Raw genomic sequence first — 15,023 nt, forward strand, 5'->3', positions numbered from 1 at the left:
CGGTCAGGTTCGGGCGCTGGCGAGCCTTCCCAGCATCGTCAGCGCCTGATCCATCTGCTCGAGCGAGACGAATTCGTCGGCCTTGTGGGCCTGCTCGATCGAGCCGGGCCCGCAGATCACCGCATCCATCCCGAGCGACTGGAACAGCCCGGCCTCGGTGTTGAAGGCGACGCAACCTGCGTGGTTCTGCCCTGTCAGAGCGAAAACCAGATCGCGCGCGGCATTGTCGTCCATCGGCTCGAGCCCGACGACCTCGCCGATGGTCTCGGTAGCGATCCCGGCCTCAGGGGCGATCGCGCGCATCTCGGGCAGCAGCGTGTCTTCGACGTAGCTCGCGATCTCGCCTTTGACGAACTCCATATCGGTGGCGTTGATCGGGCGCATCTCCCAGGCCAGTTCGGCGCGGGGCGCGATCACGTTGTGCGAAATGCCGCCCTTCAGCGCGCCCACGTTCAGCGTCGTCTGCGGCGGGTCGAAGCGCGAACCTTCGGGGCAGCGTTTGACCAGTTCGGCGCGCAGCTCGAAGAGGCGGTTGATGTAGCGCACCGCATATTCGACCGCGTTCACGCCCTTCTCGGGGGCGGAGCTATGACCCGGCAGACCCTCGAAACGCACGGTATATTCGCAGCAGCCCTTGTTGCCGTCGAAGACCTGCATCGAGGTCGGCTCGCCGATGATGCAAAGCCCGGGTTTGACCGGGCGTTTCGCGAGCAGCTTCACCAGTTCCTGCGCGCCCAGACAGCCGACCTCCTCGTCATGGGTGAAGGCGAAATGGATCGGGCGGGATTTCGCGGCCTCGGCCAAGAGGTCGAGCGAGCCGAGACAGGCCGCGATGAACCCTTTCATGTCGCAGGCGCCGCGCCCGTAGAGCTTGCCGTTGCGCTCGGTCATGGTGAAGGGATCGCTGGTCCAGTCCTGATCGGTGACCGGCACCACATCCGAATGGCCCGACAGCACGAGCCCGCCGTCGCGCGGCGCGCCCAGTGTCGCGAAGAGGTTCGCCTTGTGGCCGCTCTCATCGACCATCACTTCCACCGCCGCGCCGACGGTTTCCAGCCGGTCCGCGATGTAATGGATGATCGGCAGGTTGCTGTCGGTCGAAATCGTCGGGTAGGCGATCAGGTCCGAGAGGATCGCGCGGGTGGTGTCGATCCGCATGGGGTCAGTCCTTGATGAACAGTTTGCGCTCGACGTTGCACAGGGGCAGGGCGGGGCCGTCCTCGGTGATCACGATGGTCTCCGTCGTCTCCATCCCCCAATGATCCATCCAGAGGCCGGGCATGAAGTGGAAGGTCATGCCGGGTTCAAGGATCGTCTCGTCGGTGTCGCGGATCGAGACGGTGTGCTCGCCCCAATCCGGCGGGTAGGAGCAGCCCACCGCGTAGCCCGCGCGGTTGGGCCGTTCGATGCCGACCTTCGCAAGCTCGACATTCAGCGCGCGCGCGATGTCGCAGGCGCGGTTGCCGGCGCGGGCGACCTCGATCCCTGCGTTCAGCCCCTCGGTCAGGGCCTCGGACGCGTCGATCATGTGTTGCGGCGGCTTGCCGAGAAACACGGTGCGGCACAGCGGCGCGTGATAGCGGCGGTAGCAGCCCGACTGTTCGACAAAGGTTGCCTCGCCCGCCTTCAGTGCCTCGCCGTTCCATGTCAGGTGCGGGGCGGAGGCGTCGGGGCCCGAAGGCAGCATCGGCACGATGGCCGGGTAATCGCCCCAGCTGTCTTCCTCGCCCTGCACGGCGGTGCGGTAGAGTTCGCCCACCAGATCGTGCTTGCGCAGCCCCGGTTCAGCCAGCTCCATCGCGCGTTCGATCACCAGTTCGGAAATCCGCGCGGCGCGGCGCATGAAGCGCAACTCCTCGTCGGATTTGATCAGGCGCTGCCAGTTCACCAGCACCGACGCGTCGAGCAGCGTGGCCTCGGGCAGCCCTTCATAAAGGACCGCATGGGCCTTCGCGGTGTAGAAATAGGTCTCCATCTCGACACCGATCCGGGCCTTGCCGTAGCCCATGATCCGCAGGTGCGAGGCGAGGTCTTCCATCGGGTGCATGATGTCGGATTGCACCATCGCGTCGTTGTAGTGGAGGATGTTTTCCTCCTCCATCCAGACGGTGCGGCGCGCGCCATTGGCATCCATGAAGCGACCCCACCAGTAGGGCGCGCCTTCCATCGGCAGGATCACCCCCTGATGGGTGTAGAAGGACCAGCCGTCATAGCCCGTCAGCCAGAACTGGTTCGAGGGGTTGGTGATGAAGAGAATGTCGATCTCGCGTTGCGCCATCGCCGCGCGCACGAGCGCGATCCGGCGGGAGTATTCGAGTTCGCTGAAGTGCACGTTTTCGATCGGCATTCGGGCTTCTTTCTGCTGGCGGTATTTCGCGCAGGTTGGGGCGCGCCCCCGAGCGAGGTCAAGGCCAAAACGAAAACGTGCGACCCCCGGGAGGGCCGCACGATCGCGTGACTTGGGGCAGCGGATGTAACCGCTTACGGAATGAGCCGCTCGATGATCAGATCGGCCGCTTCCTCGGGGCTGATCGCGGTGGTGTCGATCCGCATCTCGGCATTCTCGGGCGCCTCGTAGGGCGAGTCGATGCCGGTGAAGTTTTTCAGCTGACCGGCGCGTGCCTTGGCATAAAGCCCTTTCACGTCGCGGGCCTCGGCCACTTCCAGCGGCGTATCCACGAAGACTTCGAGGAATTCGCCCGGCTGCATCATCGCGCGGACCATGTCGCGCTCGGAGCGGAAGGGCGAGATGAAGGCCGTGACCACGATCAGGCCCGCATCGGTCATCAGCTTCGCGACCTCGCCGACGCGGCGGATGTTCTCCACGCGGTCGGCCTCGGTGAAGCCCAGATCCTTGTTCAGGCCATGACGCACGTTGTCGCCGTCGAGCAGGAAGGTGTGGCGGTTCATCCGCGCCAGTTTCTTCTCGACGATATTGGCGATCGTGGATTTGCCCGAGCCCGAGAGACCCGTGAGCCAGACCACGGCGGGTTTCTGGTGCTTCATGTTGGCATGATGCTCGCGCCCGATATCGGTCGCCTGCCAGTGGATATTCTGAGCCCGGCGCAGCGCGAAGTTGATCATCCCCGCAGCCGCCGTCTGGTTGGTCATCTTGTCGATCAGGATGAACCCGCCCAGATCGCGGTTCTCGCCATAGGGCGCGAAGGGGATCTCGCGGTCGGTGGTGATATTGGCCACGCCGATCGCGTTCAGGTCCAGCGTCTTCGTCGCCAGATGCTCCTGCGTGTTGACGTTCACCTCGTATTTCGGCTCGTGGACGGTCGCCGAGACAGTCTGCGTGCCGATTTTCAGCCAATAGGCGCGGCCCGGCACCAATTCGGTCTCGTCCATCCAGACGAGCGTGGATTCGAACTGATCGGCGACCTCCAGCGGCTCTTTCGCGGCGACGATGACCTGACCGCGCGAACAGTCGATCTCGTCGGCGAGCGTGATCGTCGTGGATTCGCCCGCCACCGCCATGTCGCGGTCGCCCTCAAGGCTGACGATCCGCGCGACTTTCGAGGTCTTGCCCGAGGGCAGCACGCGCACCTCGTCGCCCGGTTTCACGGTGCCCGAGGCCACCAGCCCCGAGAAGCCACGGAAATCGAGGTTCGGGCGGTTCACCCATTGCACCGGCATGCGGAAGGGGCGCTCCTGATCGGAGGTCACGTCCACCTCGACCGCTTCGAGATAGGGCAGCAGCGAGGGGCCTTTGTACCAAGGGGTGTTCTCGCTCGGGCCGGTGATGTTGTCGCCCTTGAAGCCCGAGATCGGTATCGGGGTGAAGCCTTCGATGCCGATGCTGTCGGCGAAGGTTTTGTAATCGGCCACGATCTCGTCGAAGGTCGCCTGATCGTAGTCCACCAGATCCATCTTGTTCACGGCCAGCACGATATGGCGGATGCCAAGCTGGTGGACGAGATAGGAGTGGCGGCGCGTCTGGGTCAGCACGCCTTTGCGCGCGTCGATCAGGATCACGGCCAGATCGGCGGTCGAGGCGCCGGTGACCATGTTGCGGGTATATTGCTCGTGGCCGGGCGTGTCGGCGACGATGAACTTGCGCTTCTCGGTTGCGAAGAAGCGATAGGCCACGTCGATGGTGATGCCCTGTTCGCGCTCGGCGGCGAGACCGTCGACCAGCAGCGCGAAGTCGATCTCCTGGCCCTGGGTGCCGACGCGCTTCGAGTCGGCTTCAAGGGCTGCCAGCTGATCCTCGAAAATCATCTTGCTGTCATAGAGCAGCCGCCCGATCAGCGTCGATTTCCCGTCATCGACCGAGCCGCAGGTGATGAAGCGCAGCATGGTCTTGTGTTGATGCGCCTCGAGATAGGCGTCGATATCCTGCGCAATCAGCGCGTCGGTCTTGTAGATCGGATCATTGGTCGTCATGTCGGCTCACCTGATAGGGTGGAAATGAATGCGCGCGTGCGGCTCGGGAGAGGAAGGCTCAGAAGTAGCCTTCCTGCTTTTTCTTCTCCATCGAGGCGCTCTGATCGTGGTCGATCGCGCGGCCCTGACGCTCGGAGGTGGTGGTCAGCAGCATTTCCTGAATGACTTCCGGAAGGGTCTGTGCCTCGCTCTCGACGGCGCCGGTCAGCGGGTAGCAGCCCAGCGTGCGGAAGCGCACCGAGCGCATCTTCGGCTCCTCGCCGTCGCGCAGCGGGAAGCGGTCGTCATCGACCATCAGGATCAGCCCGTCGCGTTCCACCGTCGGGCGCGGGGCCGAGAAATAGAGCGGGACGATCTCGATCCCTTCGAGGTGGATGTATTGCCAGATGTCCAGCTCGGTCCAGTTCGAGATCGGGAAGACGCGGACGCTCTCGCCCTTGGCCTTCTTGGCGTTGTAGAGGCGCCAGAGTTCCGGGCGCTGGTTCTTCGGATCCCAGCGGTGATTGGCCGAGCGGAACGAGAAGACGCGTTCCTTCGCGCGGGATTTCTCCTCGTCGCGGCGCGCACCGCCGAAGGCCACGTCGAAGCCGTGCTTGTCCAGCGCCTGTTTCAGCCCTTCGGTCTTCCACATGTCGGTATGCAGCGAGCCGTGATCGAACGGGTTGATCCCCTTGGCCTTCGCCTCGGGGTTCTGGTGCACGATCAGTTCCATCCCCGCATCCTTCGCGGCCTTGTCGCGCAGGTTGTACATCGCCTGGAATTTCCACGTCGTGTCGACATGCATCAGCGGGAAGGGCGGCGGCGACGGGTAGAAGGCTTTTTTCGCGAGATGGAGCATCACCGCGCTGTCCTTGCCGACGGAATAGAGCATGACCGGATTATCGGCTTCGGCCACGACTTCGCGCAGGATGTGAATGCTCTCGGCTTCGAGCCGCTGCAGGTGAGTCAGGGTCTTGTTCATGAGGGAGGTCTCTGTCTGAACGCGGTTTTCCAAGATATAGGCGTCGGGTTTTGCTGGATAACCCCCCAAATGGGGGGTAAATACGGCTTATGTTGGGTCAGTCCGAGAACACACTGTTGATCAACGCGCTCTTCGCGGCGTCGAGTGAGGCGGGGAAAGCTGGCTGGGTGCGCTTTCTCGAGCGGCTTTGCGAGGCTGCCCATGCCGAGGGCGCGGCGGTGCAGATTCTCGCGAATGAGGGGGAGGGCGCAGGCTGGCAGGTCGGCAGGATCGCTTTGCCCGATGCTGCGCGCCTGCACCCGATGCGTCTGGACCGCGTCTATTCGCAGATCGATCTGCCGGGCGAGGTCGAATGGCCCGGGCCGCTCCGCGCGCTGAAAGTTGCGGCGGGGGCGGCGGGTCAAACTGTGTTGATGATCGCGCGTCCGCATCGGGATTTCCGCGCGGCCGAGGCGCTGGCGCTCTCGACACTCGCGCCGCATCTGGGGCAGGCAATGATGATCCGCGAGGCGCTCGGTGGCGAGCGAGCCCGTGCTGCGCGTGATACTGAGGCTGCCGAAGCGCTCGGCGCTGGCTGGGTGGTGCTGACGCCTGCGGGCACGGTGCTCGCATTCGACCCGCGCGTGGCGGCGGAGTTCGATGCGCAAGGCTGGTTGCGGCTGCGCATGGGCGCACGCCCGGAATTCGCCGATCCCGACGCTGCGCTGCGCTTTCGTCAGAACCTTGCTGCACTCGGAGAGGGGCGGGAGGTCGTCCGGCCGATTCCACTGGGACCTGAGGGCCGGGGTGTTCTCCGTCTTGCGCCGGGACAATGGCGGGGCAGTCCCGCGCTGATCGGTCATCTGCGTGAGATGCCGCGGGCCGAAGCTTTGCCAGTCGCGCGGATCGCCGGCGCGCTCGATCTCAACCGGTCCGAGGCGCGGCTAGCGGCGCTTCTGTGCGATGGGGCGAGCCTGCGCGACGCGGCCGAGCGGCTGGGCTGGACGCTGGAGACCGCGCGCTCGACCTCGAAGCAGATCTACGCCCGCGCTGGGGTCAGCGGCCAGACGGGACTGTTGCGCAAGATGTTCGGCTCGGCGCTCTGGCTGGGTTAGCCGCGCGCGAAGAAGACCGCCGCCATCACCAGCCCGACTGCGATGATGAAGCCGCGCAGCAGCGCCATGTTGGTGATCCGCTTCGACAGATGCGCGCCCAGATAGCCGCCCACCGCGCTCGCGATGCCCAGCACCACGACCGCTTGCCAGTCGATCAGCCCGGCCACCGCATAGGTCACGACCGAGACCAGCGACAGCACCGCCGAGACGAGGTTCTTCAACCCGTTCATAGCGTGCAGATCGGTGAAGCCGATCAGGCCGAGGGCGGCGAGCAGCATGATCCCGAGGCCGCCGTTGAAATAGCCGCCGTAGATTGTCACGGCCATCAGCAGAGCAAAGGCCGAAACCGCGCCCATCGTGCGGCCCGAACGCTGGAGCGCTTTCAGCAGGAACGGTCCGAAAGCGAAGGCCGCCGTCGCCAGCAGCAACAGCCACGGGACCACGCCGGCGAACAGTTTCTCGGGGGTGATCAGCAGCAGCAGCGCACCGAGAAAACCGCCGGCGACGGCCGCGATCAGGATCGTGCGCAGCGCCATCGGGCCCTTGTGGCGCAGCTCATGGCGGAAGGCCCATGCGCTCGACAGATAGCCGGGCAGGGCGGCCAGCGTCGCGGTCGCATTCGCGGTGATCGGCGGCACGCCGGTCCAGACTAGCGCGGGGAAGGACAGGAAGGTCCCGCCGCCCGCGACCGCATTCAAAGCGCCCGCCGCGAGACCGGCGAGCGCGAGGATCAGAAAAGACAGCATTATCTACCGTAATCAGCCAAGGTCAGGTGCGACCGGAACGACGATCCGCCCGCGGATCTTTCCTTCGAGGAATTTCGGCGCGGTTGCAATCACGTCTTCCAGTGCGACTTCGGTCTCCATCGCGGCGAGCTTGTCCATGTCGAGATCGGCGGCCAGGCGACGCCATGCCTCGACGCGGTCCTCGATCGGGCACATCACGCTGTCGACGCCTGCGAGCGTCACGCCGCGCAGGATGAAAGGGGCCACGGATGTCGGCAGGTTCATCGAGCCCGCCAGACCGCAGGCCGCGACGGTGCCGCGATAGGTCATCATCGACAGGACATTGGCGAGCACCTCGCCGCCGACCACATCGACAGCCCCGGCCCAGCGTTCCTTGTTCAGCGGGCGCGGTTTGCCAGAGACATCCTCGCGCGGAACGATCGACGATGCACCGAGGCCCTTGAGATAGTCTTCCTCTTCGGGGCGTCCGGTGACGGCGGCGACGGTGTAGCCCAGCTTGCCTAGAAGCGCGGTCGCCACGCTGCCCACGCCGCCGGTCGCGCCGGTCACGACGACTTCGCCGCTCTCGGGCGTCACGTCATGCGCCTCGAGCGCCATTACGCAGAGCATCGCCGTGTAGCCCGCGGTGCCGATCGCCATCGCCTGACGCAAGGAGATTCCGTCGGGCAGTTTCACCAACCAGTCGCCTTTCAGATGGGCGCGCTCGGCCAGCCCGCCCCAGTGTTTCTCGCCCACGCCCCAGCCGTTGAGCACGACCCGATCGCCCTTGGCGAAATCGGGATGCTTGCTGTCGGCCACGATGCCCGAGCAGTCGATGCCGGGCACCATCGGGAAGCTGCGCACCACGGGGCCCGCGCCGGTGATCGCCAGCGCGTCCTTGTAGTTCAGCGTCGAGTAGGCGACGTCGACGGCCACCTCGCCCTCAGCCAGATCGGGCAGGTCGATTTCCTTGAGCGCGGCGCTCTGGGTCTCTTCGGGTTTCTCGATCAGAATGGCTTTGACCATGGGGTATCCTTTCAGCTTCGGGCGAGCCGCAGGAAGCCGTCTGTGAAACGGCGCAGCGGCTCGGGGTTGCGTTGAAGTTTGGTGCGCAGGACCGCGCCTTCCCAACCGGTCCAGAACAGCTCTGCGAGGGCGTCGGGGTCATGATCGGGGCCGATCTCGCCCGCCGCTTGCGCAGCGCGAAGGCAGGTCGCGGTGAGGCTTTGCCAGCGCTCGAAGACCGCGATCAGGCGGGTGCGGAACTCCTCGGGCAGGCTGCCCATCTCCTGACCGAGATTGCCGATCAGGCAGCCGCGGCGAAAATCGAACCGCGCCATGCCCGCCTCGGCCTCTTCGGTGAAGGCGGTGAGCCGGGCGAGGGGGGTAAGGTCCGCGCGGTCGAAGGCGCGGCGGAGCTTGTCTTCGAAATAGCTGCCATAGGCGTCGATCAGGGCCGCGCCAAAGGCCGCTTTCGTCGGGAAGTAATGGTAGAAACTGCCCTTGGTCACACCGGCGGCGGCGGTGATCTCGTCGAGGGCGACGCTCGCGTAGCCGCGCTCGGTCAGTTGCGCCAACCCCGCTTGAATCAGCGCCTTTCGGGCGTCCTGATCCTCCGGTTTGCGGCGCGGGCGGCCACGGCGCGATGGGGCTGGCGTAGCGGTCATGCGGAATTAATATACCATGCGGTATGATAAATCAATTGCCGCGATTTTCACGCTGCGCCGCGCCGGGGGTCACCGACCTGCGGCAGCGCTCTGAGCAGTAGCGCACGCTCTCCCAATCCCGGGCCCATTTCTTGCGCCACGCGAAGGGGCGGCCACAGTTGGCACAGAGCTTCGTCGGCAGATCGGATTTGCGGCGCATCTTCATGCAGGGCGATACGCGGCCGGGGCGTCGCCGGATGACCCGCGCAAAAGAAAAGGGGCCGCGCGCGGCGACCCCTCTCCCGTCCCTCTTCCCTTCGATCAGATCGCCGAGCTGTGCCCGGCTTTCGACAGATCATAGGCATCGAAATGGCGCGCAATCATCCGGGTCAACGGGCGGGCCTTGACCGGAATGCGCAGCCCCTCCGCGCTCACCTGAACCATGTCGCCGAAATGCTCGGCGCAGGTGGCGAACAGCGCGGACAGCTCTTCCGGATCGGCGCCGAAGTCCTGCACCAGTTCCGCTGCGCTCACTTCGAAATCGCACATCAGCGCCTCGATCAGACGCGCGCGCATCTTGTCATCCGCAGTGAAGCGGTGCCCGCGCGAGGTCGAGAACCGATCCGCCCGGATCGCCGCCGTATGGGCCGAGGTGGCGGGCGCGTTCTGTGCATAGCCCTGCGGGAAACGCGAGATCGACGAGGCGCCGAGCCCGACCAGCGCTTCGGCCTGATCGTCGGTATATCCCTGGAAATTGCGCCGCAGCTTGCCGGCCCTTTGCGCGATCGAGAGGCCGTCCGTCGGGAGGGCGAAATGGTCGATGCCGATTTCGTCATAGCCGTCGGCCACGAACAATTCGCGCGCCACTTCGAACAGCTTCAGGCGTTCCTGCGGGGTGGGCAGGTGATCCGAGGGGATCATGGTCTGGCGGCGCGCCATCCACGGCACATGCGCGTAGCCGTAAAGCGCCACCCGGTCGGGGCCGAGAGACAGCAGCTTCTGCACCGAGTCCGCGATCTTCGTCGGCGTCTGGTGCGGCAGCCCATAGAGGATATCGGCGTTCAGGCTCGCGACATCGCGTTCGCGAATCATGTCGACCGCGGCCTTGGTGATCTCGTAGCTCTGATCGCGCCCGATAACGCCTTGGATTTGCGGGTCGAAATCCTGCACCCCGATCGAGGCGCGGTTCATTCCGGATTCGACCAGCGCGTCGATGCGCTCGGCGTCGATCTCATTCGGGTCGATCTCGACCGAGAATTCCGCACCTTCGCCCATCGGCACCGCATCGAAGACCGCATCGGCGAGGCGGCGCATCATCTCGGCGGGCATCAGCGTCGGCGTGCCGCCGCCCCAATGCAGTCGCGACAGCGTGACGCCGGGCGCCAACCGCTCCTTGAAAAGGCGCAGTTCGGCCAGCAGCGTTTCGGCATAGGCGCGCACCGGTTCTTCGCTTTGCGTGCCTTGCGTTCGGCAGGCGCAGAACCAGCACAGCCGTCGGCAAAACGGCACGTGCATATAAAGGGAGATCGACGCACCTTCGGGGATCGCTTCGATCCAGTGCGCGAATTCCATCGGCCCGACATCGCCCGCGAAATGGGGGGCGGTGGGGTAGCTTGTGTAGCGGGGCACCCGTGCGTCGAAGAGCCCGAGCCGGGTCAGTTGCGATTCCTGTTCCATAGGCGTATCTTTAGATGTAAGACGCGCAACAGAATTTGACCCAGATCAAGCAATATCCACATGGCACATGATGACGTTCAGCCTGCTTCGCTCGCCTGCGGAGACTGCCCGATCCAACATCGCGCTGTGTGCGCACGATGCGATGCAGACGAGCTCGAACAGCTTGAGAAGATCAAATATTACCGAAGTTTCGAGGCAGGCCAGACGATTATCTGGGCCGGCGACCAGATGGATTTCGTGGCCTCGGTCGTCTCGGGCATCGCGACATTGACGCAAACGCTCGAGGATGGGCGCACTCAGATGGTTGGCCTTTTGCTGCCGTCGGATTTCGTGGGCCGTCCCGGGCGCAACCGCGCCGCATATAACGTGACCGCGACCACCGACATTCTGATGTGCTGCTTCCGCCGCAAGCCTTTCGAGGAGATGATGGAGCGCACGCCCCATATCGCGCAGCGTCTGTTGCAGATGACCCTCGACGAACTGGACGCGGCGCGCGAATGGATGCTGCTTCTGGGCCGCAAGACCGCGCGCGAGAAGATCGCCTCGCTGCTGTCGATCGTGGCGCGGCGCGATGCGTCGATCAACATGAGCCCCAGCGCCCGGCAAATGGTGTTCGATCTGCCGCTGACGCGCGAGGCGATGGCCGATTACCTCGGGCTGACGCTCGAGACGGTGAGCCGTCAGATGTCCGCGCTCAAACGCGACGGCGTGATCGAACTGCAGGGCAAGCGCCATGTCACCGTGCCGGATATGGATCGGCTGCTGCTGGAAGCGGGTGATGACAGCGACGGCGGTTTCCTCATCTGAGCATCCGTCCGATCAGGGGGACACGCACTGCCGATAGGTGAGGGGCTTCATCGAGTCCCGCGTGATATCCTGACGCGAGAGGTAGATGCCCGTGCTCGACAGGGTCAGCACGATGTCGCGCTGCCATTTTTGTCCTTCGCCAGTAAAATTCCACGTCGCCCGCACCACGCGGTCGGTCGCGCTGTCGATCTCGGTGAGTTTGGCCTGCGACTCGTAGAATTGCAGGCTGTCCGGCTTCACCACCATCAGCCCCTTGTTGTCATCGCGTGAGCTGTCGCAATCGGCCTTCGTCAGCCCCCAGCGCCCGACCATGCCCTCCGGCAGCGTCTTGGGCATCGCCCCGTCTTGTTTCGGCGTCATCTCCTGACAGGCGGCGAGCAGGGAGAGGCTGGCGAGAAGGGCGGGCAGGATGATGCGGCGGGTCATTGTGGGGCTCCGGTCTTTATTTAACCAGCCAACCCGTCAGCGCGACCGGAGTTCCGCGCAGGGCAGGGATGTCGCGACAAGGTCGCGAATTCGTGCGGGTTATGCCCCGGTTTCGGCACTGTCGTTAGGTAAACAAGGGGTGGCAGCATCGAGGAAGGTCTTATGCGTATCCTGTTTACTTGTTTCTTCCTCGTTGCCGTTCCAGGCCTGAGTGTGGCGCAGCCGTTGTCGCAGAGTATGGCGCAATGCTCGGGCCTGTTTCACGGCGTCGGCACGATGATCTCCGACCCCGCGCGGGCGGAAAAGCTCGACCGGGCCGGGATGATCTGGCGTGGGGCTGCGATCAAGCAGGCCGAGGCTGAAGGGCGCACGGATGCCGCCAGCTGGGTCGCGGTTCATCAGCGTGAAAGCTTTGACGACTGGCGCGGGCGCGGCAAGATGGCGGCCTTCTCGCAGGACTTCCGCGACTGGGCCAGCTATTGCCGCAAGCTCGGTAAGGCGAAGGGCATCGAAACCGACCTGCACCAATGAAAACGGCGCCCCGTAAGGCGCCGTCATCCGTTTTGAAAGGTGATGCGCTCAGTGCGCCATGATCACTGGAACCTCTGCCATCTCGAGCATGTGGCGCGTCGCCCCGCCCAAGATCGCTTCGCGGAAGCGCGAATGGCCGTAAGCCCCCATCACGATCGCATCGGCTTCGCTGTCGCTGACATGACGGTTGAGCACGTCCGAGACGCGCGGCATGGTCTTGGCCAGCACCGACACCTCGGCATGGACGCCGTGGCGCGCCAGCATCTGGCTGAGTTGACCGCCGGGGTCGGAGCGCTCGGGCCCATGCGCGGGCGGGTCGATCACGGTGATATCGACCAGATCGGCGGATTTCAGAACGGGCAGGGCGGCGCGGACGGCACGCATCGCCTCATGCGATTGATTCCACGCGATAACGACGCGCTTGGCGGGCATGTCGCCGTTATACCCGTCGGGCACGATCGCGACCGGAACCTGACCCTCGAAGAGCGCGGCTTCGACCGCGGCCTCGATTTCCGGCCCGCGGCCCTCGCCATAGGGGCGGCCCATCACGACCAGATCGGCGAAGCGGGCGCGCTGCCCGACAACGGTCGGCATCGCGCCGATTTGCGAGACGACCGCATCGACGCCCCAGCGGATATCTTCGGCTTCGAGCCGCGCGCGCACCGCGGTCTCGGCATTGCGCGCATCGTCCTGCGCGCGGTCCATCGTTTCCTGCTGCACGAAGGCGGTCGCGCCCGCGTAGTAATATCCGGTCTGCGTGCGGTCCACGCCGAGGCAGAGCACGTCGAGATGGGCGTCGCGCCGCCGGGCGACGGCCACGGCGGTATCGATCTGTGTCGCGGCCGCCTTGGGATCCGTGACGATCGTGAGAAGTGTCTTGTAAGCCATGGGTCCTGTCCTTGCGCCAAAAGCGAATAAGCATGTGAGACCAGAGCCTAACCCGAAGAGATCGGCCGCACTTTGACGCGGATCAAGGGAGGTGATGGTCATATCACATAACTGCGACCGAATGGCGCACTGTGATCGCGAGCATTTGATGCAGATCAAGGCATCGTGCATACCCTCGGACCACAAGGACTCCAGTCAAGCCCAGGAGGATTCTCGGTTTACGAGGGTGCCGCAGGGGCAGACCAGACGAAGGGACGCACAAAATGTGGGATTATATCAAGCTGATCGCGCTTGGCCTTGTGGCGGTTCTGGCCGCCATTGCGGCCGGCTACGCGCGCGATCTTGCCTATCAGGTGAATGCAGTCGAGGTCATGCTGGCCGCGGCCATCGCATTCATCTGGGTGCTTCGCACCATGGGGAGCCGCCAGCCGGTGGCTCAGAACGAGTATTTCGACGGCGTGGTTCGCGCCGGGGTGATCGCGACGACCTTCTGGGGTGTCGTGGGCTTCCTGGTCGCCGTCATTATCGCCTTCCAGCTGGCCTATCCGGCGCTCAATTTCGAATGGGCTCAGGGCTATCTGAACTTCGGCAAACTGCGCCCGCTGCATACGTCGGCGGTGATTTTCGCTTTCGGTGGCAACGCGCTGATCGCTTCGTCGTTCTACGTGGTGCAGCGCACCTCGGCAGCGCGGCTGTTCGGTGGCAACGGCCTCGGCTGGTTCGTGTTCTGGGGCTATAACCTGTTCATCGTACTCGCTGCGACCGGCTACATCCTCGGCGCAACGCAGTCGAAGGAATATGCCGAGCCGGAATGGTATGTCGACATCTGGCTGACGATCGTCTGGGTCGCTTATCTGCTGGCCTTCCTCGGCACGATCTTCAAGCGCAAGGAACCCCATATCTACGTCGCCAACTGGTTCTACCTGTCCTTCATCGTGACCATCGCGATGCTGCACATCGTGAACAACCTGTCGATCCCGGTCTCGTTCTTCGGTTCGAAGTCGGTTCAGGTCTTCTCGGGCGTGCAGGACGCGATGACGCAGTGGTGGTACGGCCACAACGCGGTGGGCTTCTTCCTGACCGCAGGCTTCCTGGGCATGATGTATTACTTCGTGCCGAAGCAGGCTGAACGTCCGGTCTACTCCTACAAGCTGTCGATCGTGCACTTCTGGGCGCTGATCTTCCTGTATATCTGGGCCGGTCCGCACCACCTGCACTACACGGCGCTGCCCGACTGGGCCTCGACGCTGGGCATGACCTTCTCGGTGATCCTGTGGATGCCCTCCTGGGGTGGCATGATCAACGGTCTGATGACGCTCTCGGGCGCATGGGACAAGCTGCGCACCGATCCGATCATCCGCATGATGGTGGTGTCGGTCGGCTTCTACGGCATGTCGACCTTCGAAGGCCCGATGATGTCGATCAAGGCGGTGAACTCGCTGTCGCACTACACCGACTGGACGATCGGTCACGTGCACTCGGGTGCGCTCGGCTGGAACGGCATGATCACCTTCGGCATGCTCTACTTCCTCGTGCCGCGTCTGTGGGCACGTGAAGGGCTCTATTCGCTGAAACTGGTCAGCTGGCACTTCTGGCTCTCCACCATCGGGATCGTGCTTTACGCCGCTTCGATGTGGGTCGCCGGGATCATGCAGGGCCTGATGTGGCGCGAAGTGGACAGCCAGGGCTTCCTCGTGAACGCCTTCGCCGACACCGTGGCCGCCATGCATCCGATGTTCGTGGTCCGTGGTCTGGGCGGTGTGCTCTATCTCACGGGTGGCATCATCATGGCCTACAATCTGTGGATGACCGTCGCTCGTCAGCCGCGCGTGGAATCGCGTTCGGTTGCCGCCGTGCCGGCTGAATAAGGAGAGGAACA

The 15,023-nt window shown here is 64.3% G+C and carries 15 protein-coding genes; 4 read left to right on the forward strand and 11 right to left on the reverse strand.

The genetic code is table 11. The features are described from left to right. Positions 1-3: 3 nt before the first annotated feature. From argE to cysD, 4 genes are all read right to left on the reverse strand, one after another. Positions 4-1,158, reverse strand: a complete 1,155-nt coding sequence (gene argE, locus ACZ7GB_RS07320; protein ID WP_472158114.1) for an acetylornithine deacetylase — start codon at positions 1,156-1,158, stop codon at positions 4-6. 4 nt (positions 1,159-1,162) lie between these two features. Then, positions 1,163-2,347: a M24 family metallopeptidase gene (locus ACZ7GB_RS07325; protein ID WP_078520418.1), complete on the reverse strand. Its 1,185-nt coding sequence runs from the start codon at positions 2,345-2,347 to the stop codon at positions 1,163-1,165. Between the two features lie 134 nt (positions 2,348-2,481). Then, on the reverse strand, positions 2,482-4,389 hold the full coding sequence (gene cysN, locus ACZ7GB_RS07330; protein ID WP_078600135.1) for a sulfate adenylyltransferase subunit CysN: 1,908 nt from the start codon (positions 4,387-4,389) through the stop codon (positions 2,482-2,484). A 58-nt stretch (positions 4,390-4,447) separates the two neighbouring features. Next, positions 4,448-5,383, reverse strand: a complete 936-nt coding sequence (gene cysD, locus ACZ7GB_RS07335) for a sulfate adenylyltransferase subunit CysD (RefSeq protein ID WP_256365665.1) — start codon at positions 5,381-5,383, stop codon at positions 4,448-4,450. 83 nt (positions 5,384-5,466) lie between these two features. Here cysD and ACZ7GB_RS07340 point away from each other — a divergent pair, with 83 nt between their 5' ends. Next, positions 5,467-6,444: a helix-turn-helix transcriptional regulator gene (locus ACZ7GB_RS07340; RefSeq protein ID WP_472158115.1), complete on the forward strand. Its 978-nt coding sequence runs from the start codon at positions 5,467-5,469 to the stop codon at positions 6,442-6,444. Here ACZ7GB_RS07340 and ACZ7GB_RS07345 read toward each other — a convergent pair. The 5 genes from ACZ7GB_RS07345 to hemN all read right to left on the reverse strand — a co-directional run bounded on the left by ACZ7GB_RS07345 (position 6,441) and on the right by hemN (position 10,492). After that, positions 6,441-7,190, reverse strand: coding sequence for a sulfite exporter TauE/SafE family protein (locus ACZ7GB_RS07345; RefSeq protein WP_472158116.1), 750 nt, complete (start codon positions 7,188-7,190; stop codon positions 6,441-6,443). The genes ACZ7GB_RS07340 and ACZ7GB_RS07345 overlap by 4 nt on opposite strands. Before the next feature lie 12 nt (positions 7,191-7,202). Continuing rightward, a complete protein-coding gene (gene acuI / locus ACZ7GB_RS07350; protein ID WP_472158117.1) occupies positions 7,203-8,195 on the reverse strand; it encodes an acrylyl-CoA reductase (NADPH) in 993 nt (330 codons plus the stop codon). An 11-nt stretch (positions 8,196-8,206) separates the two neighbouring features. Beyond that, a complete protein-coding gene (gene acuR, locus ACZ7GB_RS07355; RefSeq protein WP_472158118.1) occupies positions 8,207-8,836 on the reverse strand; it encodes an acrylate utilization transcriptional regulator AcuR in 630 nt (209 codons plus the stop codon). A 31-nt stretch (positions 8,837-8,867) separates the two neighbouring features. Next, positions 8,868-9,041, reverse strand: coding sequence for a DUF2256 domain-containing protein (locus ACZ7GB_RS07360; protein ID WP_253732390.1), 174 nt, complete (start codon positions 9,039-9,041; stop codon positions 8,868-8,870). Positions 9,042-9,136: 95 nt separating this feature from the next. After that, positions 9,137-10,492, reverse strand: coding sequence for an oxygen-independent coproporphyrinogen III oxidase (gene hemN, locus ACZ7GB_RS07365; protein WP_078548278.1), 1,356 nt, complete (start codon positions 10,490-10,492; stop codon positions 9,137-9,139). A 60-nt stretch (positions 10,493-10,552) separates the two neighbouring features. Between hemN and fnrL the strand changes: the two genes are divergently transcribed. Then, positions 10,553-11,299: a transcriptional regulator FnrL gene (fnrL, locus tag ACZ7GB_RS07370; protein WP_078541984.1), complete on the forward strand. Its 747-nt coding sequence runs from the start codon at positions 10,553-10,555 to the stop codon at positions 11,297-11,299. Positions 11,300-11,311: 12 nt separating this feature from the next. On the opposite strand, the gene ACZ7GB_RS07375 is transcribed toward fnrL, so the two are convergent. Then, complete coding sequence (locus ACZ7GB_RS07375; RefSeq protein WP_078548276.1) at positions 11,312-11,725, reverse strand: hypothetical protein; 414 nt, start codon at positions 11,723-11,725, stop codon at positions 11,312-11,314. 225 nt (positions 11,726-11,950) lie between these two features. Here ACZ7GB_RS07375 and ACZ7GB_RS07380 point away from each other — a divergent pair, with 225 nt between their 5' ends. Beyond that, on the forward strand, positions 11,951-12,256 hold the full coding sequence (locus tag ACZ7GB_RS07380) for a hypothetical protein (RefSeq protein ID WP_472158119.1): 306 nt from the start codon (positions 11,951-11,953) through the stop codon (positions 12,254-12,256). 48 nt (positions 12,257-12,304) lie between these two features. Here the strand turns inward: ACZ7GB_RS07380 and ACZ7GB_RS07385 are convergent, their stop codons facing one another. Further along, positions 12,305-13,144 carry a universal stress protein gene (locus tag ACZ7GB_RS07385; RefSeq protein WP_078520407.1) on the reverse strand — a complete coding sequence of 280 codons (840 nt, stop codon included), beginning with the start codon at positions 13,142-13,144 and terminating at the stop codon, positions 12,305-12,307. Between the two features lie 263 nt (positions 13,145-13,407). Here ACZ7GB_RS07385 and ccoN point away from each other — a divergent pair, with 263 nt between their 5' ends. Beyond that, positions 13,408-15,012 carry a cytochrome-c oxidase, cbb3-type subunit I gene (ccoN, locus tag ACZ7GB_RS07390; RefSeq protein ID WP_078520406.1) on the forward strand — a complete coding sequence of 535 codons (1,605 nt, stop codon included), beginning with the start codon at positions 13,408-13,410 and terminating at the stop codon, positions 15,010-15,012. Positions 15,013-15,023 lie beyond the last annotated feature (11 nt).

Source organism: Thioclava sp. PTB-PU3-1 (assembly GCF_055666785.1).

What these genes read in the sequence shown, in the direction of transcription:
- ccoN (WP_078520406.1), top strand. Translation starts at nt 13,408, where the DNA reads ATGTGGGATTATATCAAGCTGATCGCGCTTGGCCTTGTGGCGGTTCTG.
- acuR (WP_472158118.1), bottom strand. Translation starts at nt 8,836, where the DNA reads ATGACCGCTACGCCAGCCCCATCGCGCCGTGGCCGCCCGCGCCGCAAA.
- ACZ7GB_RS07360 (WP_253732390.1), bottom strand. Translation starts at nt 9,041, where the DNA reads ATGAAGATGCGCCGCAAATCCGATCTGCCGACGAAGCTCTGTGCCAAC.
- fnrL (WP_078541984.1), top strand. Translation starts at nt 10,553, where the DNA reads ATGGCACATGATGACGTTCAGCCTGCTTCGCTCGCCTGCGGAGACTGC.
- cysN (WP_078600135.1), bottom strand. Translation starts at nt 4,389, where the DNA reads ATGACGACCAATGATCCGATCTACAAGACCGACGCGCTGATTGCGCAG.
- hemN (WP_078548278.1), bottom strand. Translation starts at nt 10,492, where the DNA reads ATGGAACAGGAATCGCAACTGACCCGGCTCGGGCTCTTCGACGCACGG.
- ACZ7GB_RS07325 (WP_078520418.1), bottom strand. Translation starts at nt 2,347, where the DNA reads ATGCCGATCGAAAACGTGCACTTCAGCGAACTCGAATACTCCCGCCGG.
- ACZ7GB_RS07385 (WP_078520407.1), bottom strand. Translation starts at nt 13,144, where the DNA reads ATGGCTTACAAGACACTTCTCACGATCGTCACGGATCCCAAGGCGGCC.
- acuI (WP_472158117.1), bottom strand. Translation starts at nt 8,195, where the DNA reads ATGGTCAAAGCCATTCTGATCGAGAAACCCGAAGAGACCCAGAGCGCC.
- argE (WP_472158114.1), bottom strand. Translation starts at nt 1,158, where the DNA reads ATGCGGATCGACACCACCCGCGCGATCCTCTCGGACCTGATCGCCTAC.
- ACZ7GB_RS07345 (WP_472158116.1), bottom strand. Translation starts at nt 7,190, where the DNA reads ATGCTGTCTTTTCTGATCCTCGCGCTCGCCGGTCTCGCGGCGGGCGCT.
- ACZ7GB_RS07375 (WP_078548276.1), bottom strand. Translation starts at nt 11,725, where the DNA reads ATGACCCGCCGCATCATCCTGCCCGCCCTTCTCGCCAGCCTCTCCCTG.